General features: G+C 70.1%; 19 protein-coding genes and 1 pseudogene. 7 read left to right on the top strand and 13 right to left on the bottom strand.

All coding sequences use genetic code 11. From position 1 onward, the window contains the following. Positions 1 to 22: 22 nt before the first annotated feature. Positions 23 to 568, bottom strand: a complete 546-nt coding sequence (locus tag BUB57_RS06740; RefSeq protein ID WP_073064193.1) for a gamma-glutamylcyclotransferase — start codon at positions 566 to 568, stop codon at positions 23 to 25. Between the two features lie 63 nt (positions 569 to 631). Here BUB57_RS06740 and BUB57_RS06735 point away from each other — a divergent pair, with 63 nt between their 5' ends. Beyond that, positions 632 to 1,633, top strand: coding sequence for a DUF2125 domain-containing protein (locus BUB57_RS06735; protein WP_073064190.1), 1,002 nt, complete (start codon positions 632 to 634; stop codon positions 1,631 to 1,633). 122 nt (positions 1,634 to 1,755) lie between these two features. Here BUB57_RS06735 and BUB57_RS06730 read toward each other — a convergent pair whose 3' ends face one another. Beyond that, positions 1,756 to 2,688, bottom strand: a complete 933-nt coding sequence (locus tag BUB57_RS06730; protein ID WP_234952005.1) for a prephenate/arogenate dehydrogenase family protein — start codon at positions 2,686 to 2,688, stop codon at positions 1,756 to 1,758. Beyond that, positions 2,685 to 3,830: a histidinol-phosphate transaminase gene (gene hisC, locus BUB57_RS06725; RefSeq protein WP_073064186.1), complete on the bottom strand. Its 1,146-nt coding sequence runs from the start codon at positions 3,828 to 3,830 to the stop codon at positions 2,685 to 2,687. Before hisC ends, BUB57_RS06730 begins: the two co-directional genes overlap by 4 nt. A 181-nt stretch (positions 3,831 to 4,011) precedes the next feature. Here hisC and queA point away from each other — a divergent pair, with 181 nt between their 5' ends. The 4 genes from queA to lpdA are packed head-to-tail and all read left to right on the top strand — an operon-like array spanning position 4,012 to position 8,353. Then, positions 4,012 to 5,073 carry a tRNA preQ1(34) S-adenosylmethionine ribosyltransferase-isomerase QueA gene (queA, locus tag BUB57_RS06720; RefSeq protein WP_073064183.1) on the top strand — a complete coding sequence of 354 codons (1,062 nt, stop codon included), beginning with the start codon at positions 4,012 to 4,014 and terminating at the stop codon, positions 5,071 to 5,073. Continuing rightward, positions 5,067 to 6,317, top strand: a complete 1,251-nt coding sequence (locus tag BUB57_RS06715; RefSeq protein WP_073064179.1) for an MFS transporter — start codon at positions 5,067 to 5,069, stop codon at positions 6,315 to 6,317. Before queA ends, BUB57_RS06715 begins: the two co-directional genes overlap by 7 nt. A gap of 2 nt (positions 6,318 to 6,319) precedes the next feature. Further along, entirely contained in the window at positions 6,320 to 6,919 is a 600-nt protein-coding gene (locus tag BUB57_RS06710) for a DUF924 family protein (protein ID WP_073064176.1), read from the top strand. Between the two features lie 42 nt (positions 6,920 to 6,961). Continuing rightward, positions 6,962 to 8,353, top strand: coding sequence for a dihydrolipoyl dehydrogenase (gene lpdA / locus BUB57_RS06705; RefSeq protein WP_073064173.1), 1,392 nt, complete (start codon positions 6,962 to 6,964; stop codon positions 8,351 to 8,353). A gap of 76 nt (positions 8,354 to 8,429) precedes the next feature. On the opposite strand, the gene phoU is transcribed toward lpdA, so the two are convergent. The 8 genes from phoU to BUB57_RS06665 all read right to left on the bottom strand — a co-directional run bounded on the left by phoU (position 8,430) and on the right by BUB57_RS06665 (position 15,181). After that, entirely contained in the window at positions 8,430 to 9,149 is a 720-nt protein-coding gene (gene phoU / locus BUB57_RS06700; protein ID WP_073064169.1) for a phosphate signaling complex protein PhoU, read from the bottom strand. 17 nt (positions 9,150 to 9,166) lie between these two features. Then, entirely contained in the window at positions 9,167 to 9,970 is an 804-nt protein-coding gene (gene pstB / locus BUB57_RS06695; RefSeq protein WP_073064166.1) for a phosphate ABC transporter ATP-binding protein PstB, read from the bottom strand. A gap of 23 nt (positions 9,971 to 9,993) precedes the next feature. After that, a complete protein-coding gene (pstA, locus tag BUB57_RS06690) occupies positions 9,994 to 11,337 on the bottom strand; it encodes a phosphate ABC transporter permease PstA (RefSeq protein WP_073064162.1) in 1,344 nt (447 codons plus the stop codon). Further along, positions 11,334 to 12,542, bottom strand: coding sequence for a phosphate ABC transporter permease subunit PstC (gene pstC / locus BUB57_RS06685; RefSeq protein WP_073064159.1), 1,209 nt, complete (start codon positions 12,540 to 12,542; stop codon positions 11,334 to 11,336). Before pstC ends, pstA begins: the two co-directional genes overlap by 4 nt. 63 nt (positions 12,543 to 12,605) lie before the next feature. Beyond that, complete coding sequence (locus BUB57_RS06680; protein WP_073064134.1) at positions 12,606 to 13,637, bottom strand: substrate-binding domain-containing protein; 1,032 nt, start codon at positions 13,635 to 13,637, stop codon at positions 12,606 to 12,608. A 345-nt stretch (positions 13,638 to 13,982) separates the two neighbouring features. Continuing rightward, positions 13,983 to 14,147 carry a YdcH family protein gene (locus BUB57_RS06675; protein ID WP_073064131.1) on the bottom strand — a complete coding sequence of 55 codons (165 nt, stop codon included), beginning with the start codon at positions 14,145 to 14,147 and terminating at the stop codon, positions 13,983 to 13,985. Between the two features lie 12 nt (positions 14,148 to 14,159). Beyond that, the gene (locus BUB57_RS06670) at positions 14,160 to 14,978 is read right to left on the bottom strand and encodes a tRNA1(Val) (adenine(37)-N6)-methyltransferase (protein ID WP_073064128.1); all 819 of its coding nucleotides are present in this window, start codon (positions 14,976 to 14,978) and stop codon (positions 14,160 to 14,162) included. Further along, positions 14,975 to 15,181 (bottom strand): putative signal transducing protein, encoded by a 207-nt coding sequence (locus BUB57_RS06665; protein ID WP_073064125.1) that lies wholly within the window; start codon positions 15,179 to 15,181, stop codon positions 14,975 to 14,977. Before BUB57_RS06665 ends, BUB57_RS06670 begins: the two co-directional genes overlap by 4 nt. A 121-nt stretch (positions 15,182 to 15,302) precedes the next feature. On the opposite strand from BUB57_RS06665, the gene BUB57_RS06660 reads away from it, so the two are divergent. Both BUB57_RS06660 and BUB57_RS06655 read left to right on the top strand, forming a co-directional pair. Beyond that, positions 15,303 to 16,304 carry a polyprenyl synthetase family protein gene (locus BUB57_RS06660; protein WP_073064122.1) on the top strand — a complete coding sequence of 334 codons (1,002 nt, stop codon included), beginning with the start codon at positions 15,303 to 15,305 and terminating at the stop codon, positions 16,302 to 16,304. 214 nt (positions 16,305 to 16,518) lie between these two features. Next, positions 16,519 to 18,579, top strand: a pseudogene (locus BUB57_RS06655) (transglycosylase domain-containing protein); the annotation flags it as partial. 765 nt (positions 18,580 to 19,344) lie between these two features. Here BUB57_RS06655 and BUB57_RS06650 read toward each other — a convergent pair. Together BUB57_RS06650 and BUB57_RS06645 are read right to left on the bottom strand one after the other, a co-directional pair. After that, positions 19,345 to 19,953 (bottom strand): MlaC/ttg2D family ABC transporter substrate-binding protein, encoded by a 609-nt coding sequence (locus BUB57_RS06650; protein ID WP_073064119.1) that lies wholly within the window; start codon positions 19,951 to 19,953, stop codon positions 19,345 to 19,347. Next, positions 19,931 to 20,650: an MlaA family lipoprotein gene (locus BUB57_RS06645; RefSeq protein WP_073064116.1), complete on the bottom strand. Its 720-nt coding sequence runs from the start codon at positions 20,648 to 20,650 to the stop codon at positions 19,931 to 19,933. Before BUB57_RS06645 ends, BUB57_RS06650 begins: the two co-directional genes overlap by 23 nt. Positions 20,651 to 20,693: the final 43 nt, after the last annotated feature.

The following is a 20,693-nucleotide window of genomic DNA, read 5'->3' as shown; positions in this document are numbered from 1 at the left end:
ACAAGTTCCGCCTGGCTCGGGTTCAGGCGGCCGAGGTCTTCAGCGCCCGCACCCGTTCCGCCAGCCCGGCCATGTCGTTGTCGGGGATGCCCAGCTCGGCCAGATGGGCGACGGTGTTGAACAGGTAATCGGCATTCGGCCCGCGCCCGCCATGGGCGGCGGCGATGATCGCAGCCTGTTCGTCCGCCGACAGCCCCGCCGCGTATTGCCGATGCTCGGGGCGCATCACATAGGTGACCGCGGCGACGCGGCGCCCGTCGGCCAGCGTCAGGTCGATGCTGGCCTCGCGATAGGCCTCGGTCACCAGCTCGCGGGTGCGGATGGCGGCAATGACTTCGGGCCACAGCGCATCCTCGATTCGCAGCGCCAGCCCGGTGCAGGAGGCGCCGGCGCAGCGTTCCAGCCCCAGCACCAGCCCCGGCTGCGCCAGCGTCCCGCGATGGCAGACCGAAAGCAGGCAGAAGCTGCGCCGCCAGCCGTCGCTGCGCGCGATCACCCGCTCGGCCACCGGGAAATCCGGCGCCCACATCAGCGAGCCATAGCCGAAGACCCAGAAACCCTTGTCCATCCGCTTGCCCTTTCCACCGGGCAAAGGTTAGGGCGGACGCGCGGTTTTGCAAGTGAGGTCCCGATGCGGTTCCTGTCGATCCTGCTGCTGGTGGGGGCGGCGCTGGCCGCGACATGGCTGGGCGGCGAGACATGGCTGGCCGCAAGGGCGCAGCGCCTGATCGCACAGGATCCCCGGCTGGAGGCAGCGGCGGTGGCGCCGCTGCGGCGGCTGGACCGGATCGGGCTGCATCTCTCCGAGCTCTCCGTCCAGACGCAGGGCGGCGCGGCGCTGCTGCCTTCGGTCGAGCTCTGGGCGGCGCCGAGTGCGCCCACCCATTTCCACGCCGAACTGCCGGCGCAGATGCAGCTGCCGCTGCTGGGAAAGGCACGGCAGGTCGCGGCGCAGGATGCGGGGCTGGGGCTGCGGGTGTCCCCGGGCAGCCGGATGGCGGTGGGGCTGATGGCGGCAAGCAGCGGCCCGGTCAGCGTCGACGGCACGCCGTTGCTGGCGCGGCTGGAGGCGCAGGCGCTGCTGGCGCCGATGGGGGCGCAGGCCCCGCAAGCCGCCCGCGCCGCCTATGCGGTCGAGGCCGAATGGTCCGGGCTATCCCCCGCGGCGCTGCTGGAACTGCCCCCGGCGCTGGCCGCGCAGGCGCTGTCGGGCAAGGGCAGCGCGCAGGTCTTTCTGACCGGCCCGCTGCGCCCCCGCGGGCCCGAGCCGCAACTGGCCGGCATCGCCTCGCCCGGCTTCACCCTGACGCTGGGGCCGCAGACGCTGCGCATCGCCGGGCAGCTGACGGCGGACGCGGACAACCGGGCCGAGGGCGCGCTGTTCCTTTACACCGCCGACGCCCGCGCCTGGATGCAGCTGGCGGGCGATCTGGGGCTGATCCCGCCCCGGCTGGTCATGCTCGCCGGCACCGCCCTGGAACAGGCCGCCGCAACCGAGATCGACCTGCCCGCGACCACCCAAGCCCCGGACGAGCCCGCCCCGGGCGAGCTGCGCATCCCGCTGATCTTCCGCGACGGCCGCATGTTCCTCGGCCCGCTGCCGCTCGGCGAAGCGCCGCGCCTCAGCCGCTGACCCTCACCGCCCCGCAACTCCAAGGGGCTTTCATCTGCCCTAAATAGCCCGGGGTCCGGGGCAGGACCCCGGTCCACCGGACCGTTTTTCAGCGAGAAAGGCCGGGGCAGAGCCCCGATCCGTCACTCCTTCCCCGCGCGGCCAAAGTCGGGGGCGGCGGTGTCCTGCCCCGCCTCGATGATGCCGCGGCGGATGGCGCGAGTGCGGGTGAAGTAGTCGTGCAGATGCTGGCCGTCACCCATGCGGATGGCGCGTTGCAGCACGAACAGCTCTTCGGCGAAGCGGCCGAGGATATCCAGCGTCGCCTCGCGGTTGTGCAGGAACACGTCACGCCACATGGTCGGGTCCGAGGCGGCGATGCGGGTGAAATCGCGGAAACCGGCGGCGGAGTACTTGATCACCTCGTCGTCGGTGACCCGGCGCAGGTGGTCGGCGACCCCGACCATCGTATAGGCGATCAGGTGCGGCGCGTGACTGGTCACCGCCAGCACCAGGTCGTGATGCGCGGGCTCCATCGTCTCGACATTGGCGCCCAGCGCGCGGACCAGTTCCGTCAGCCGCGCGACCGCCGCGGGGTCGCTGTCGGGCAGCGGCGTCAGCAGCCACCAGCGGTTGCGAAACAGCGAAGGAAAGCCCGAGCGCGGGCCGGAGTGTTCGGTCCCCGCCAGCGGGTGACCGGGGATGAAATGCACGCCCTTAGGGACATGGGGCGCCACTGCCTCGATCACCGACTGCTTGACCGAGCCGACGTCGGTCAGGATCGCGCCCGGGGCCAGATGCGGGGCGATCTCGGCTGCGATCTCGCCCATGGCGCCCACCGGCACCGCCAGCACCACCAGATCGGCGCCGGCAACGGCCTCGGCCGCGCTGTCGGTCACCTCGTCCACCAGCCCGATCTCGCGCGCGGTGGCGCGGGTCTCGTCCGAGCGGGCATAGCCCACGATTCGCCCCGCCAGCCCCGATTCGCGCATCGCCAGTGCCATCGAGCCGGCAATCAGCCCCAGCCCGATCAGCGCCACGCGCCGGAACATCGGCGCGGCTGCCGGCGCGCTCATGTCGCCACCGCGGCGCGGCCGGCCATGAACTGGCCGATGACATGGGCCACGCGGCGGCACGAGGCCTCGTCCCCGATGGTGATGCGCAGGCATTGCGGCAGGCCGTAGCCGCCGACCCCGCGCACGATGATGCCCTCACCCCGCAGCATGGCGTCGCAGGCCTCGGCCGTCGCCGCGTCCTCGAACCGGGCGAGGATGAAATTGGCGAACGACGGGTCCGAAGGCACGCCGCGTTCCGCCAGCGCCGCCGCCAGCCAGTCGCGCAGCCGCGCGTTCTCGCTGCGGGAATGTTCCAGATGCGCATGGTCGCGCACCGCGGCCTCGGCCCCTTCCAGCGCCAGGCTGGACAGGTTGAACGGGCCGCGGATGCGGTTCAGCACGTCGATGATCTCGCGCGCGGCATAGGCCCAGCCGACCCGCAGCCCACCCAGCCCGTAGATCTTTGAAAATGTCCGGGTCATCACCACGTTGGGCAGGCGCTCGACAAGCCCGGCGCCGCCGTCGAAATCGGGGCCGACATATTCGGCATAGGCCCCGTCGATCACCAGCAGCGTCTGCGGCACCGCCTCGGCCAACCGCGCAAGCTCTTCCTCGGCGACCATGGTGCCGGTGGGGTTGTTGGGGTTGGCGACAAAGATCAGCCGCGTGTCCGGGGTCGCGGCCGCGATCAGCGCGTCGATGTCGGTGGTCCGCTCGCGCTCGGGCGCGGCGACCGGGGTCGCGCCTGCGGCGAGCGCGCTGATGCGATACATCAGGAACCCGTGTTCGGTGAACAGCACCTCGCACCCCGGCCCGGCATAGGCCTGGCACAGGAAATGGATGATCTCGTCCGAACCCACGCCGCAGATGATCCGGTCGGGGTCCAGCCCGTGCACCTCGGCGATCGCAGCGCGCAGCCTTGCGTGGTCGGTCGAGGGGTAGCGGTGCATCGCATGCGCCGCCCGCGCCACCGCCTCGCGCGTCTTGTCGCTGGCGCCGAACGGGTTCTCGTTCGAGCTGAGCTTCAGCACGTCGCTGCGCCCCGACAGCGTGGCGGCCCCGGCCTCGTAAAGCGCGATCTCCATGATGCCGGGCTGCGGCTGGATCACGGGGCGGGGCTGGTCGGAACCGGGCTGGCTGGGGCTGGGCGGCTGCTGGCTCATGTCGTGCTCTCGAATGGGTCACGTCGTCTTAGGCAAGCGGCCGGGCGATGGAAAGGGGCAGGCGCGGCGGCGGCTGCCCATGCCGGGCGGCGGCAGGGACAGCGGCCTCGTGCCGCCCGCTCGCGCCGGTTTGCGCGGACAGGCAGTTGACCCGGCGCGACGCCGGGCCGACAACGCCATCATGCGCCTGTCCGATTTCGATTTCGACCTGCCCGAGCGGCTGATCGCCACCCGCCCCGCCCGCCCGCGCAGCGCCGCGCGGCTGCTGGTGGCGCAGGGCGATACGATCACCGATGCCCATGTCCGCGACCTGCCGGCGTTCCTGCGCCCGGGCGACCTTCTGGTGCTGAACGACACCCGCGTGATCCCCGCGCGGCTGACCGGCACCCGCACCCGCGCGTCAGAGCAGGGCCCGGCCACCGCCCGGATCGAGGTCACGCTGCTGGAACCCGCCCCCGGCGGCCGGTGGCGGGCGCTGGCCAAGCCGCTGCGCAAGCTGCGCGAGGGCGAGGTGATCCGCTTTGGCGACGCGCTGTCGGCGCGGGTGGACCGCATCGAGGACGCCGCGCTGCTGCTGGATTTCGACGCGGCGGGCGAGGCGTTCGACGCGGCGCTGGCGCTGGTCGGCGCCATGCCCCTGCCCCCCTATATCGCCGCGCTGCGCCCCCCGGACGAACAGGACCGCACCGACTACCAGACCGTCTGGGCCGAGCGTCCGGGCGCGGTCGCCGCCCCCACCGCGAGCCTGCATTTCGACGATGCGCTGCTGGCCACGCTGGCGGCGATGGGGGTGCAGACCACCCGCGTCACCCTGCATGTGGGGGCGGGGACGTTCCTGCCGGTCAAGACCGACGACATCAGCCAGCACCGGATGCACGCCGAACGCGGCATCGTCTCGGCCGCTGCCGCCGCCGCGATCAATGCCGCGCGGGCCGAGGGTCGCCGCGTGATCCCGGTCGGCACCACCGCGCTGCGGCTGATCGAATCGGCGGCCGCGCCCGACGGGCGGGTGAGCCCCTATGACGGGATGACCGACATCTTCATCCGCCCCGGCTACCGCTTCCGCGTCACCGACGGGCTGATGACCAATTTCCACCTGCCGAAATCGACGCTGATGATGCTGGTCTCGGCGCTGATGGGGGTGGATCGTGTCCGCGCGATCTACGCGCACGCCGTTGATCAAGACTACAGGTTCTTCAGCTACGGAGACGCATCCCTGCTGCTGCCCGAGGCGCCATGCTGACCGTTCTGCGCACCACCTGGCCGCTGCTGCTGGGCATCCTGCTGTTCATGGTCGGCAACGGGATGCAGGGCACGCTGCTGGGCGTGCGCGGCGGCATCGAGGGGATCCCGACCTCGCTGATGTCGGTGGTCATGGCCGGTTATTTCGGCGGCTTCGTGCTGGGCAGCCTGGCGGTGCCGCCGATGATCCAGCGGGTCGGGCATGTGCGGGTGTTCGCGGCGCTGGGGTCGCTGATCTCGGCGGTGCTGATCCTTTACGCCGCCGCGCCGCACTGGATCGCCTGGGCGGTTCTGCGGCTGCTGATCGGCTTCTGCTTCTGCGGGGTCTACATCACCGCCGAAAGCTGGGTGAACGCCAGCGCCACCAACGAGACCCGCGGCCAGGCGATGTCGGCCTATTTCATCATGCAGATGCTGGGGCTGGTCACCGGGCAGGCGCTGCTGAACGTCGGCGACCCGGCGGGGTGGATGCTGTTCGTCATCCCCTCGGTGCTGGTGTCGCTGGCTTTCACCCCGATCCTGCTGGCGCAGGTGCAGGCCCCGCGGTTCGAGCAGATCAAGCCGATGAGCCTGCCGCGGCTTTACCGCGCATCGCCCCTGGGGTGCGTCGGCATCTTCCTGGTGGGCGGGGTGTTTTCGGCGCTGCTGGGCATGGGCGCGGTCTGGGGGGCGGTGATCGGGCTGGACGTCAAGCAGATCTCGGCCTTCGTCGCGGCGATCTCGGTCGGCGGGCTGCTGGCGCAATATCCGATCGGCTGGCTGTCGGACCGGCTGGACCGGCGCAAGCTGATCATCGCGCTGTCGGGGTTCGGCGCGGCGGTGGCGGCGGTGGTCGCGGTGGCCGAGCTGGGCATCTGGGGCTATCTGCTGGCCGCGGCGCTGGTCGGCGGCGTCGCCAACCCGGTCTATGCGCTGCTGATCGCCTATACCAACGACTTCCTGGACGCCTCGGACATGGCGGCGGCCTCGGCCGGGCTGCTGCTGGTCAACGGCGCGGGCTCGGTGTTCGGGCCGATCCTGACCGGCTGGCTGATGACCCTGATCGGCCCCGAGGGGTTCTGGATCTATATGGCGGTGCTGCTGGCGATGCTGACCGCCTATGGCGCCTGGCGGATGACGCAGCGCGCCACGCCCAGCCTGGACCAGAACTTTGCCGTGCTGATGCCCGCCGCAACCCCGGTTGCGGTCGAGGCCGCGCTGGCCGAGGCTGGGGACAGCCATTCCACCCACCCGCAGGATGACTAGATATGACCCACAGCGACGCCCAGCCCGATCCGACGCCGGAAGACATCATCAGTTTCTGGATCGACGAGACCGGGCCCAAGGGCTGGTACCAGCAAAGCGACGATCTGGACCGGCTGGTGCGCGACCGCTTCATGGCCGCCTGGATCGACGCGCCGCGGCTGGCCGAGGCATGGGCCGGCAGCGCCACCGGCGCGCTGGCGGCGCTGATCCTGACCGACCAGTTCCCGCGCAACATGTTCCGGGACGACGCCCGCGCCTTTTCCACCGACCCGCTGGCGCTGCGCATCGCCCGCGCCGCGCTGGACGCCGGCCACGACCTGGCCACCCCGGAACCGGCGCGGCAGTTCTTTTACCTGCCCTTCGAGCACAGCGAAGAGCCGGCCGACCAGGAGCTGGCGGTCGAGCTGTTCGCCCAGCGGATGCCGGGCGAGAACCTGCTGCACGCGCAGATCCACCGCGACACCATCGCGAAATTCGGCCGCTTTCCGTGGCGCAATGCCGCACTTGCGCGGATTTCCACGGAATCCGAGCGGATGGTGATGGACGCAGGCGGCTATGGGGCGCTGGTCTCGGGCAGTCTGTCGCTTGCCGATCTGCCCTGAGCCTGCAAATGTGAACCGGCCGGCAGCGACGAGGGGAAAGCGATGGCGCAGAGTTTCGACGTGGTGGTGATCGGCGCCGGTCCCGGCGGCTATGTCTGCGCGATCCGCGCCGCGCAGCTGGGGCTGAAGACCGCGGTGATCGAACGCGAGAACCTGGGCGGCATCTGCCTCAACTGGGGCTGCATCCCGACCAAGGCGCTGCTGCGCTCGGCCGAGGTGTTCCACCTGATGGGGCGGGCCAAGGATTACGGGCTGAAGGCCGGCGACCTGGGCTTTGACCTGGGCGCGGTGGTGCAGCGGTCGCGCGGCGTGGCCAAGCAGCTGGCCGGCGGCGTCGGCCACCTGCTGAAAAAGAACAAGGTCGCGGTGGTGATGGGCGAGGCGACGCTGACCGCGCCCGGCAAGCTTTCGGTCAAGACCGACAAGGGGGTTGAGGAGGTCACGGCCAAGAATATCGTGCTGGCCACCGGCGCCCGCGCCCGCGAGCTGCCGGGGCTGGAGGCCGACGGCGAGCTGGTCTGGACCTACCGCCACGCGCTGGTGCCCAGGCGGATGCCGGAAAACCTGCTGGTCATCGGCTCGGGCGCGATCGGGATCGAGTTCGCCAGCTTCTTCAACACGCTGGGCGCCAAAACCACGGTGGTCGAGGTGATGGACCGCGTGCTGCCGGTCGAGGACGCCGAGATTTCCGCCTTTGCCAAGAAGCAGTTCGTCAAGCAGGGCATGACGATCATGGAAAAGGCCACGGTCAAGCAGCTGGACCGCAAAGGCAAGACCGTGACCGCCCATATCGAGACGGGCGGCAAGACCGTGACGCAGGAGTTCGACACGGTGATTTCCGCGGTGGGCATCGTCGGCAACGTCGAGGGGCTGGGGCTCGAGGCGCTGGGGGTCAAGCTGGACCGCAGCCACGTGGTGACCGACGAATACTGCCGCACCGGCGTCGACGGGCTTTACGCCATCGGCGACGTGGCCGGCGCGCCTTGGCTTGCCCACAAGGCCAGCCACGAAGGGGTGATGGTGGCCGAGCTGATCGCCGGGAAAAACGTGCACCCGGTCAAGGCCGCGAACATCCCCGGCTGCACCTATTGCCAGCCGCAGGTCGCCTCGGTCGGGCTGACCGAGGCCAAGGCGAAAGAGGCGGGGCACGAGGTGAAAATCGGCCGCTTCCCCTTTGTCGGCAACGGCAAGGCCATCGCCCTGGGCGAGCCCGAGGGCATGGTGAAGACGGTGTTCGACGCCAAGACCGGCGAGCTTTTAGGCGCCCATATGGTCGGCACCGAGGTCACCGAGCTGATCCAGGGCTACGTGATCGGCAAGACCGCCGAGCTGACCGAGGAAGACTTCATGCACACGGTCTTTGCCCACCCGACCCTGTCGGAAATGATGCATGAATCGGTGCTGGACGCCTATGGGCGGGCGATCCATTTCTGAGTTGCGGCATCCGGGGGCCTTGCCCCCGGACCCCCAGGATATTTGAACACCAAAGACAGGCTGCGGGCCGTCTTGCCTAACCCGCCCCGCCGAGGTTGACCGCGGCCACGCTGTCGCTTTTCGGACGCGGGTCCTCGGGCAGCGTGCCGTGGACCAGATACAGCACCTGCTCGGCGATGGATGTTGCGTGGTCGCCCATGCGCTCGACGTTCTTGGCAATGAAATGCAGGTGCATGCAGGCGGTGATGTTGCGCGGGTCCTCCATCATGTGGGTCAGGAACTCGCGGAACAGCGCATTGTACATCTGGTCGACCTCGATGTCGCGGGCGCGGACCTCGGCCGCCAGAGTCGCATCGCGGCGGACATAGCTGTCCAGCGCGTCGCGCAGCAGGGTGCTGACGGCTTCCGTCATCCGCCGCAGCGCCAGGCCGGCGCCGGGAATCGTGGGCATCTGCGCCAGCAGATGGGTGCGCTTGGCCATGTTCTTGGCGTAATCCCCCACCCGCTCCAGCGCCGAGGCGACCTTGATCACCGTCAGCACCAGCCGCAGGTCGGTGGCCCGCGGGGCGCGCAGCGCGATCAGCCTTGCGGCGGATTCGTTGATCTGCACCTCGAGATGGTCGATCTCGCGGTCGCGGCGGCGGACTTCCTCGGCCAGGGCCTCGTCGCTGGTTTCCAGCGCGCGGGCGGCATCGGCGATCGCGGTCTCGACCAGCCCGCCCATGCGCATCACCTCGGCCTGGATGCTTTCCAGGTCGCGGTCAAAGGCGGACATGATGTGCTTGTCGCGTTGCATTGCAAACGTCCTTTCCGTCAGCCGATCCGGCCGGTGATGTAGCTTTCCGTCCGCGGGTCCTTCGGACTGGTGAAGATGTCGTCGGTGCTGGCGTATTCGACCAGGTGCCCCAGGTGGAAGAACGCGGTCTTCTGGCTGACCCTTGCGGCCTGCTGCATCGAGTGGGTGACGATCACCACCGAATAGCGGTCGCGCAGCTCGTCGATCAGTTCCTCGATCTGGGCGGTGGCGATGGGGTCGAGCGCCGAGCAGGGTTCGTCCATCAGCAAGACCTCGGGCGAGGTGGCGATGGCGCGGGCGATGCACAGCCGCTGCTGCTGCCCGCCGGACAGGCTGGTGCCGGTTTCCCCCAGCCGGTCCTTGACGTCGTCCCACAGCGCCGCCCGGCGCAGGGATTTTTCCACCACCGCATCCAGATCGGCGCGGGTCGGGGCCAGCCCGTGGATACGGGGGCCGTAAGCCACGTTGTCATAGATCGACTTGGGGAACGGGTTGGGTTTCTGGAACACCATCCCCACCCGCGCCCGCAGCTGCACCGGATCGACGCGGGGGTCATAGATATCCTCGCCGTCCAGCAGCATCTGCCCGCCGACCCGCGCGGCCGCGATGGTGTCGTTCATCCGGTTCAGGCAGCGCAGAAAGGTGGACTTGCCGCAGCCCGAGGGGCCGATGAAGGCCGTCACCGTCTTGTCGAGGATATCGACGCCCACGTCCTTGAGCGCGTGTTTTTCCCCATACCACACCTGCACGTCGCGGCATTCGAATTTGACGTCCCGGGTCTCGGTCTGCACGCTGCGCTCCGCCTGTGTCATCTGGTTCATGGATATGGTCTTTCCGGCCGCGGTTACCAGCGGCGCTCGAACTTGCGGCGCAGCCAGATGGCGATCAGGTTCATCGCCAGCAGGAAGGCCAGCAGCACGATGATCGCCCCCGAGGCGCGTTCGAAGAAGGCCGGGTCGGCGCGCTGGGTCCAGTTGTAGATCTGCACCGGCAGCGCCGAGGCCGGATCGAACAGCCCCTGCGGCGGGGCCGAGGGATAGGTAGTTACGAACGCAACCATCCCGATCAGCATCAAGGGCGCGGTTTCCCCCAGCGCCTGCGCCAGCCCCAGGATGGTGCCGGTCAGGACCCCCGGCATCGCCAGCGGCAGCACGTGATGGAACACCGTCTGCATCCGCGACGCCCCTACCCCCAGCGCCGCATCGCGGATCGAGGGCGGCACCGCCTTCAGTGCCGCGCGGGTGGAAATGATGATGGTGGGCAGCGTCATCAGCGTCAGCACCAGCCCGCCGACAATGGGGGCCGAGCGCGGCAGCCCGACGAAATTGATGAAGGCGGCCAGCCCGAGGATCCCGAACACGATCGAGGGGACGGCGGCGAGGTTCGAGATATTCACCTCGATCACGTCGGTCAGCCGGTTCTTGGGCGCGAACTCCTCAAGCCAGATCGAGGCCGCCACCCCGATCGGCAGCGCCAGCACCAGCACGATCAGCATCATGTAGAACGAGCCGAGGATCGCAACGCCCAGTCCTGCGGCCTCGGGGCGGCTGTCCGAGCCGTCGGGCGCGGTGATGAAGCGCCAGTTGAAGCCGGCACGCACCACCCCGCGGTCGCGCAGCGCCATCGCCAGATCATATTGCGCGACCGAGGTCCTGGCGTCCCGCGCCGCCATCTCGCGAGTGATGCGGCCCTTGAGCATCGCATCCACCCGCGACGAGGTCATCATCCGCCACTCGATTTCCTGCCCGACCAGCGAAGGGTCGGCCAGCACCGCCCGGCGCAGATCGGCGCGGGCCTGCGCCGACAGGAAGCCGGTGATGTCGCGCTGGGTCAGGCCCCCGACCTGAATGCCGCTGCGCGCGATCTCGCGGGTCAGGGCCTGGTCCAGCAGCCGGCTGTAGCTCATGGTCAGGATCTTCGCCATCTCGGCCGGGTCGCGGTTGCCCTGGGGGTCGACGACATCGGCCGCAATCACCACCGGAATGGTGGCGCGGGCCTGCACAAAGGCCGAGGCGCCGTCGCGGAACACGGTGAACATCAGCACCGCCAGCGCCGCCATGGCGGTCAGGATCGCCGCGGCGCCATAGGTGCGGAACCGCCGCTCGGCCGCATTGCGGCGGCGGGTGCCGGCGTCGGTCTGCAGCAGCGAGCGGCGGGGGCGCGGGGCGGTCTGGGCCGGATCGCTCATTCGTATTGCTCCCGGTATTTGCGCACGATGTAGAGGGCGAGCACGTTCAGCCCCAGCGTCATCACGAACAGCGTCAGCCCCAGCGCAAAGGCGACCAGCGTCTCGGGCGAGTTGAAGTCGTTGTCGCCGGTCAGCTGGCCCACGATCTTGACGGTGATGGTGGTCATCGCCTCGAACGGGTTGCCGCTGATCCGGGCCATGGCGCCCGCGCCCAGCACCACGATCATGGTTTCACCGATGGCGCGGGATGCCGCCAGCAGCACCGCGCCGACGATGCCGGGCAGCGCCGCCGGGATCACCACGTGGCGGATGGTTTCCGAGGGGGTCGAGCCCAGCCCCAGCGCCCCGTCGCGCAGCGATTGCGGCACCGCGTTGATGATGTCGTCCGAAAGCGAGCTGACGAACGGGATCAGCATGATCCCCATCACCAGCCCGGCTGTCGCGACCGAGGCGCCGCTGTCCCCCAGCCCCAGCGGCTGCGCCAGCCAGTCGCGGATCAGCGGGCCGACCGTGACCAGCGCGAACAGCCCGTAGACGATGGTCGGGATCCCGGCCAGCACCTCGATCGCCGGCTTGGCGACCGCGCGCACCCGGCGCGAGGCGTATTCCGACATGTAGATCGCCGCGAACAGCCCGATCGGCACCGCCACTAGCAGCGCGATGAAGCTGATATACAGCGTCCCCCACAGCAGCGGCAGCATCCCCAGTTTGGATCCGCCGCCGAAGCGCGGGGTCCATTCGGTGCCGAACAGGAACTCGTGCCAGGGGTAAAGCCGGAAGAAGCTGGCCGATTCGAAGACCAGCGACAGCACGATCCCCAGCGTGGTGGCGATGGCGATCAGCGAACACAGGATCAGCAGCAGCCCGATCACCCGCTCGACCGCGTTGCGGGCACGGAAGCCGGGCGAGATGCGGGCGAGCCCCACCCCCAGCCCGGCCAGCGCCAGCAGTGCCGCCGCCGGGGCCAGCAGCGCCCCCGCGCCGTGGGTCGCGCCGGGGATCAGCGGCCCCGCCAGCCCGCCCAGCACCAGCAGCCCCAGCGGCGGCAGCGCCGCCAGCAGCGCCACCAGCCAGCCGTGATAGGCCGGGCGCGAATGCAGCTGCCGCGTATCCCCCGCGACCAGCGCCACCGCGCGGCGCCGGCCCAGCAGATAGCCGAGCCCCGCAAGCCCCAGGATGATGATGAGTGTCGTAAGAGGTGACATGGATCCTCGAAAGCAGCGCCGGGCGCAGGACCGGACGGGGCCGGCCTGCGGGCGGTTGCGTGGTCAGTCTGCGCCCATGACGTGTTCCGCGGCCACCGCCGCCTGCACCGCGGCCAGCTGCGGGTCGGGCACCAGCCCGTAATCCGCCAGCGGTCCGCCGGGCCCGGCGATGGCATCGACGACGAAGAACTCGGCGAACTCCTTCAGCCCGGGCACCAGGCCGAAGTGGTCCGCCTTGACATAGAAGAACAGCGGCCGCGACACCGGATATTCCCCCGAGGCGACGCTGGCGACCGTGGGCACCACCCCGTCGATCGGCGCCACCTTCAGCCGGGTGGTGTTGTTTTCATAGAAGGACAGCCCGAACACTCCCATGCCGTTGGGGTTGCTGTCGACGCGGGCCAGTGTCTCGGTATAATCGCCGTCGATGTCGACCGCGCGCCCGTCGCTGCGCAGCGCGGTGCAGGCGGCACGGGCAGCCTTGTCCCCGTCCAGCGCCGCCAGCTCCGCCCGCGTCCCCGAGGCGTCGCAGCCCGCCGCCATCACCTTTTCCTCGAACACCTCGCGGGTGCCGTGCTTGGTGCCGGGAACGAACACCGCGATTTCCTGCGCGGGCAGCGTGGGATTCACATCCGCCCAGCGGCGGGCAGGATTGGGGGTGCGGCGCCCGTCCACCACCACCTCGGCGGCCAGCGCGGCGTGGATGTCCTGCGTGCTCAGCGCGAAATCGGGACCATTGATCCCCGAGGCAAAGACGATGCCGTCATAGCCGAACCGCACCTCGATCACCCGGGCGACGCCGTTGGCGTGGCAGTCGGCGAGCTCGGCTTGCGTCATCGGGCGCGAGGAATTGGCGATGTCGATGGTGCGCGGGCCGACCCCGGCGCAGAACTGCTTGATCCCGGCGCCGCTGCCGCCGCCCTCGACCACCGGGGCGGCGAAATCGGTATTGTCGGCAAAGGCTTCGGCGGCGATGGTCGCATAGGGCAGCACGGTCGACGAGCCTGCCACCTGAATCTGGTTGCGGGCCGCGGCCGGCAGGGCCGAGGCCGCCAGCAGCGCCAGAGCCGCGGCGGACATTCTCATCATGCTCATCGGCAGCTCCTGCTGTTTGCCATGAGTTCGGTATCCGGGCCGTGCCGTCTCATAGCGTCCCCGGAACGGCAAGGAAAGAATCGGCCGCCATGGGAATCGGCCCGCCGGGGGAATTGCCGCGGCGGCACCCCGTTTCCGCAGTCCCGGCCCGACCCGCAGCGGGGAATCGGCCGGCAGCGGGAATTGCCGCCGCGACCCCAATTCCCGCCACACCGGCCCGACCCGCAGCGGGGAATCGGACCACAGGGAATCAAGAAGGGGACCGGCACGCGGCCGATCCCCCTCCGATCCCCTCCGGCCCGGATGCCGGGCCCCCGATCAGCACACGGGGGCGCGGCCCGGCGCTCAGTTCGACAGCCGCTCGATCTCTTCCTTGAGCCGCAGCTTTTCCTTTTTCATCGCCGCGATCGACAGGTCGTCCGAGCCCGGAGCGCGTTGCGCGCGCTCGACTTCCTCCGAAAGATGCTGGTGTTTTCTGCGCAGTTCCGCGACATGCGACTGAACCGACATTCGATCCTCCTGCTATGGGTCGATGGACCCAGTGCAGCATGTTTCGGCGCCGCTGTCACCCGAAACCTCGCGTTCCCTTTCGGCCCCGGCGACGATGGCGGCGCCGTCGCGCAGCACCGCCCGGGCGGCGGCGCTCAGATCCTCGCAGTCGCGCTCATGGGCGGGGCGGGCGTGCAGGACAAAGGGCGCGTGCAGCCGCAGCCCGCCGCGGGCGCCCTTGCGCGCGGTGACGATCACGCGGCCCGCGTCATGCCCCTGCCGCGCGGCCAGCGGCAGCAGCGACACCGCCCCCGCCCGCCCGGCCAGCGCCACCAGAATGCGGTCCAGCGCCTCGGCCCGGTGGATCAGGGTCAGCCCGCCCCCGGGCCGCAGCCGCCGCAACCCGGCATCGATCCAGGATTCCAGCGCGGTGTCCTCGTGCCGGGCGGCGGCGCGGGCCGCGTCGGGCGCGCGGGTGCCGCTGGCAAAGAACGGCGGGTTCGCGATGACGTGATCAAAGCTTTCCGCCCGCAGCGCCGCCGGCATCTGCGCCAGATCGCCGGTCACGATCCGCGCCGCGATGCCAGTCGCGGCGACGTTATGCCGCGCCAGCGCCGCCAGCTCTTCCTGTCGCTCGAGCCCGGTCAGCGCCACGCCCGGCACCCGCGCGCCCAGGCAGAACAGCGCCACCCCCGCCCCGCAGCCCAGTTCCAGCACCCGCTCGCCCGGCCGCGCGGGACAGGCGGCGGCCAGCATCACCGCATCGGTGCCGGCGCGATAGCCGCGGGCGGGCTGGCGCAGCACCAGCCGCCCGCCCAGGAACCCGTCGTCCCGGGTGGTCGCGTCGTTCATCCGATACCGTGGTCGCGCAGGATGGAGGCCGCCATGAAATGATCGCGGTCCGCCACCATCAGCCGCCGCGGCAGCACCCCGATCGAGCCCTCCAGCACGCTCATGTGCTGGTCGAACTGGAACGCGACGATTCCCTCGGCCTCCAGCAGGCCGCTGGCGCGGGTGATGGTCAGCGGATCGGTGGTGCGCAGGACTTCCTTCATCCCCGCAAGCTAGGGCGCAGTTGCGCAACTGTCCACGCCGTGGCAATGGGCAATCGCGCAAGACGCATGGCAGCACAGGCGTGGAACGGGTGCGGAAACGGGACGCGAAAGGGGTATCTTCATGGGTGTGAACGAAACCGTGGCCAAGCCGCTGGACCGGCTGTCGACCCTGCTCGCCCCCGAGATGGAGGCCGTGAACGCCCTGATCCGCAGCCGGATGGAAAGCCGCCACGCCCCCCGCATCCCCGAGGTGACCGCCCACCTGGTCGAGGCCGGCGGCAAGCGCCTGCGCCCCATGCTGACGCTGGCCGCGGCAAGGATGCTGGGCTACCGCGGCACGCATCACCACCTGCTGGCCGCCACGGTCGAGTTCATCCACACCGCCACCCTGCTGCACGACGACGTGGTGGACGAAAGCCGCCAGCGCCGCGGCCGCCCCACCGCCAACCTGCTGTGGGACAACAAGTCCAGCGTGCTGGTCGGCGACTATCTGTTCGCCCGCAGCTTCCAGCTGATGACCGAGACCGGCAACCTGCGGGTGATGGAGATCCTCTCCAACGCGTCGGCCGTCATTGCCGAGGGCGAGGTGCTGCAGCTGACCGCCGCGCAGGACCTCGGCACCGACGAGGCGGTCTATCTGCAGGTGGTCCGCGGCAAGACCGCGGCGCTGTTTTCCGCCGCGACCGAGGTGGGCGCGGTGATCGCCGGCGCCACCCCCGCGCAGGTGCAGGCGCTTTACGACTATGGCGATGCGCTGGGGATCGCCTTCCAGATCGTCGACGACATCCTCGACTACAGCGGCGCGGCCGAAACCATCGGCAAGAACGTCGGCGACGATTTCCGCGAACGCAAGCTGACGCTGCCGGTGATCAAGGCGGTGGCGCAGGCCGACGCCGGGGAACGCGAGTTCTGGCAGCGCACCATCGAAAAGGGCGACCAGCAGGACGGCGACCTCGACCGGGCACTGGCGATCCTCGCCCGCCACGGCGCGATCGAGGCTGCGCGCGCCGATGCGCTGTCCTGGGCCGCCGGCGCCCGGCAGTCACTGGACCTGCTGCCCGAGGGCGAGATCCGCCAGCTGCTGGCCGAACTGGCCGATTTCGTCGTCGCCCGCGTCGCCTGAACCGTCCCCCGGCCCGGGAAAACCCCCGCCAGGACTTCTTTCTGGCCCAAATACCCCTGCGGCCGCGCCACCCCGCGCGGCGCCTGCCCATCGGCAGCAGCTTGCCCACCGGGTCACGTCTCGGTCACCGGCGCGCGGTAATCGTTTCTAAATCATTTGTCGTGTTATATGTGGTTCCCGGAAAAAGGCCGAGAAACGGTCCCAGGATGCAGGCATGAAGACACCCGAACGGCCCCGGCGCATTGCCGCCGACAAACGCTATGCCGCCCCCTCGTCCCCGCAGGGCCCTGCTGCGGCCGGCGGCGGGTTGCCGCCGCAACAGGCGGCGCGCCGCGCCAAGCCGGCGCCGAAGAAGCCCCGGCGCGGGAACTTCGTTACCCGCGGGGTGGCGGGGGCGGTGTCGCTGGTCTGGCGGGTGATCTGGGGCGCATTCTGGCGCACCGGGCTGGCGCTGGCGCTGATCCTGGGGCTGACCGTCGCCTATTACTATTCCACCCTGCCCGACCCGCAGGCGCTGTTCGACGCGCGCGCCCGCGGCTCGGTCACCATGCTCGACCGCGAGGGGCGGGTCTTCGCCTGGCGGGGTGAGACCTACAACACCGTCAGCGCCGACCAGATCTCGCCCCATCTGCGCAACGCCGTGGTCGCGACCGAGGACAAGCGCTTCTACAGCCATCTCGGCATCGACCCGCGCGGCATCGCCGGCGCCATCCGCATCAACCTGTCGCAGGGGCGCAGCGCGCTGTCCGGGCACGGCGGCTCGACCATCACCCAGCAGGTCTCCAAGCTCCTGTGCCTGGGCGAGGGGTTCGACCCGATCAAATGGAAGGACGAGGCCGAATACGAAGCGTCCTGCCGGGTCGGCTCGTTGTGGCGCAAGGTCAAGGAAGTCCCCTACAGCCTTGCGCTGGAAGCGAAATATTCCAAGTCCGACATCCTCAACATCTACATGAACCGCAGCTACCTGGGCGCCGGCGCCCGCGGGTTCGAGGCTGCGGCACAGCGCTATTTCGGCAAGTCCGCGGCCGAGGTCACCCCGGCCGAGGCCGCGATGCTGGCCGGGCTGCTCAAGGCGCCCAGCTATTTCTCGCCCACCTCGAACCTGCAGCGCTCGCAGGACCGGGCCGGGGTCATCCTCGGGCTGATGCATGACCAGGGCTATCTGACCGACGCCGACTTCGCCCAGGCCAAGGCCAACCCGGCGGTGCTGTCCAAGGCCGCCGCCGCCCGCGCCGGGGGGTATTTCGCCGACTGGGTGATGGAATCGGGGCCGGGATTCCTGACCTCGGAAACCACCGAGGACGTGACCATCACCACCACCTTCGACCAGACCATCCAGCGCCAGGCCGAGCGGGCGCTGAAGCGGGTGTTCGAGGAAAAGGTCAAGGACGGCTCGCAGGCGCAGGCCGCGGTGGTGGTGATGTCGGCCGACGGCGCAGTGCGCGCGATGATCGGCGGGCGCGACACCACCGCCGCGGGCACCTTCAACCGCGCGACCCAGGCCAAGCGGCAGACGGGTTCCGCCTTCAAGCCCTTTGTCTATGCGGCGGCGCTGGACCAGGGGTTCTCGCCCAACGACACCATCCTGGACGCGCCGATCACCATCCACATCAAGGGCTCCAAGCCCTGGACGCCCAAGAACTACACCCGCAACCACCTGGGCCAGATCACCCTGACCACGGCGCTGGCCAAGTCGATCAACACCTCGACCATTCGCCTGCAAGAGGCGGTGGGGCGTGAAAACGTCCGCCGGGTGGCCCGCGATTTCGGCTTTGCCCATGACCTGACCGCGGGGCCGTCGATGGGGCTGGGGGTGTCGGAAACCACGCTGCTGGAAATGACCGGCGCCTATGCCGGCATCCGCAACGGCGGCACCGCCGTGCGCCCCTATGGGCTGGTCGAGCTGCGCATCAAGGGCGACGACAAGCCCCTGATCGGGCAGGCCGGCGGCATGGGGCAGCGGGTGATCTCGACCAAGGCGGCGTCCGAGCTGATCTGGATGATGAAGCAGGTGGTGGAAAGCGGCACCGGCACCCGCGCAAGGCTGCCGGGGCGCGAGGTGGCGGGCAAGACCGGCACCACCTCCTCCTATCGCGACGCTTGGTTCATCGGCTTTACCGAGCAATATGTGACCGGCGTCTGGATGGGCTACGACGACAACACGCCGCTGTCCGGGGTGACCGGCGGCGGGCTGCCGGCGGAGATCTGGCAGGCGGTGATGGAGGAAATCCACGAGGGGCTGCCGGCCAATCCGCTGGATGTGGTCGCACCCGACGGCGGCGGCAGCATGATCGTTGCCAGCGACATCGTGTCGGCCGATTCGGACGACCCGCTGGCGGCGGCGCTGGCCGCGGCGGTGGCGGCAGCGCAGCCGGTGGGCGGCGATTACGGCGGCGCGGTATCCGCCGACGCCCCGCCCCCGGTCGCGGTGACCATGCCCGACGGCTCGGACGACCCGCTGTCGGCCGCGTTGGCCGAGGCGATGGGCCCCGGCGCGGCGCCGCCGTCCGACCAGATGCAGCTGCTCGACCCCCAGACCGCCAACCCGACCCCGGCCCCGGCCGCGCCGGTCCCGGCGCCGGTGCCGGTGCAGGCGACGCCCCTGACGCCGTCGCCGGTCGGCGCCGCCCCGCCACCCGCCCGCGCACCGCGCAGCCCCGGCTCCACGGTCAGCTCCTCGCCCACGCCCCGCAGCGAGGCGGCGGCGGCGGGGGCCGCCCTGGCCGAGGCGCTGGTCGGCGGCCCGCAGGCCAACGGCGCCCTGCAGGCCGCCGCAGTCGGCGCCGCCCTCGCCGAGGCCTTGGCCGGAGAGGCGCCGGCGAACCTGACCACCGAGCGCGCGGTCAACGACGCCCTGACCGAAGCCCTGCGCGGGATCACCGGCACCAACTGACGCCCCCGGGGCCCTCCCCTGCGCCGGGTCGCTACAGCTGCCGGCCCCAAATGAAAAAGCCCCGCCAAGGCGGGGCTTTTTCATGTATCGAAGCAGCGGACCGCATCTGGACCTCCGGCCATGCCCGGCCGAAGCAGCGCGACCGCGTCACCCCGCCCGTTGCAGATCCGCGATCAGTCCGCGCACGTCGCCGCGGCGGCGGGCCAGCATCGCCCCGATCTCTTCGCGCTCCGAGGCCAGCATGTTCACCCCCTCGATGATCAGGTTGAAGAACCGCGCCTGCCCGCTGCGGTCCGAGACGTGCCACTCGACCTTGGTCGGGGTCTGGCCGCGCAGATAGGCGGTGGAATCCACCGTCCAGAAGGACTTGAGCTGCCGCGCCGCGCCGATCTCGATCCGCGCGCCCAGGAACTCCTGGAAACGTTTTCCGTATTTGCGCGAGACATAGCCCGACATCGCCTGCCGGAAGGCGGCGAACTCCTGTGCGCCCAGCTGGCGTGCCGCCGGCCCCAGCGCCGCCCGCGCCATCGCGTCGATGTCGGCGCGGCGGGTGAAGATCCGCTCGAAGGCCGGGTACAGCTGCGCCGCCGGCCGGCCCGAATTGACGGTGGCCAGCACCTCCTGGACCGTGGCGCTGACCAGCGCCACCGCCTGGTTGCCGTTCAGCGCGTGGGCCGGCATCGCGGCCCAGACGGCGCCGCCCCCGATCAGCCCCAGGACCCCGCGGCGGGTGCTATTCGTCGGAATACGGGTCAATGACCTCTCCTTCCTCTTTCAGCTCATACTGGCGGTGCTGCGTGTACAGCAGCCGCGTCTGCGCGTAGCTGTCGGCACTTTCGTGCAGAACCGAGTCCAGGGTCGAGCCGAATTGCGCCCGCTCACCCGCTTTTGACAGCACCCGCGCCGCCAGCCCGGCGCGCCGCACGTCCCGGTGCACCACGCCGTCCAGCGGGTCGATCAGCAGCACGTCCACGATGTCGCCGACCAGATCGCGCTGCGTCGAGGGGCCCAGCACCGGCAGTTCAAGATAGGCGCCGGCCGGAACCCCCCAGACATGCAGGGTCTCGCCGAAATCGGTGTCGACCTCGGGCAGGTCGAAATCCTCGGTCGCCAGGTCGAACAGCCCGCCGATGCCCAGCGTCGAATTGACCATGAAGCGGAACATGTTGCGGGCCGCGGGCTCGGGGCGGCCCTGCAGCAGGCTGTTGACCACCTTGCCCGGCAGCGCCAGGTTCGCGCCGAAATTGCCGATCATCTCGACGGCGCCGGGCCCCTCGGCGGGCTGGCCGCTGACCAGCGCCTGCGACACCGGCCGCAGCACCGCCGCATCCAGCGACTTGTTGAAGCCGTGGACCCGGCGGTTCATCGGCTCGAACGGGTCCGCGATATCACCCGGAGGCGCCGAGGCGCAGCCGGCAAGGGCCAGACTCAGCAAAAGCGGGGCAGCGCGCATCAACTTCTCCTCAATCTTTTCGTGCGAGAACACGAATCAGCGG

Origin of the sequence: Paracoccus solventivorans (assembly GCF_900142875.1) — a bacterium.
Taxonomy (GTDB): domain Bacteria; phylum Pseudomonadota; class Alphaproteobacteria; order Rhodobacterales; family Rhodobacteraceae; genus Paracoccus; species Paracoccus solventivorans.
This window is presented reverse-complemented; position numbering and strand designations above follow the sequence as displayed.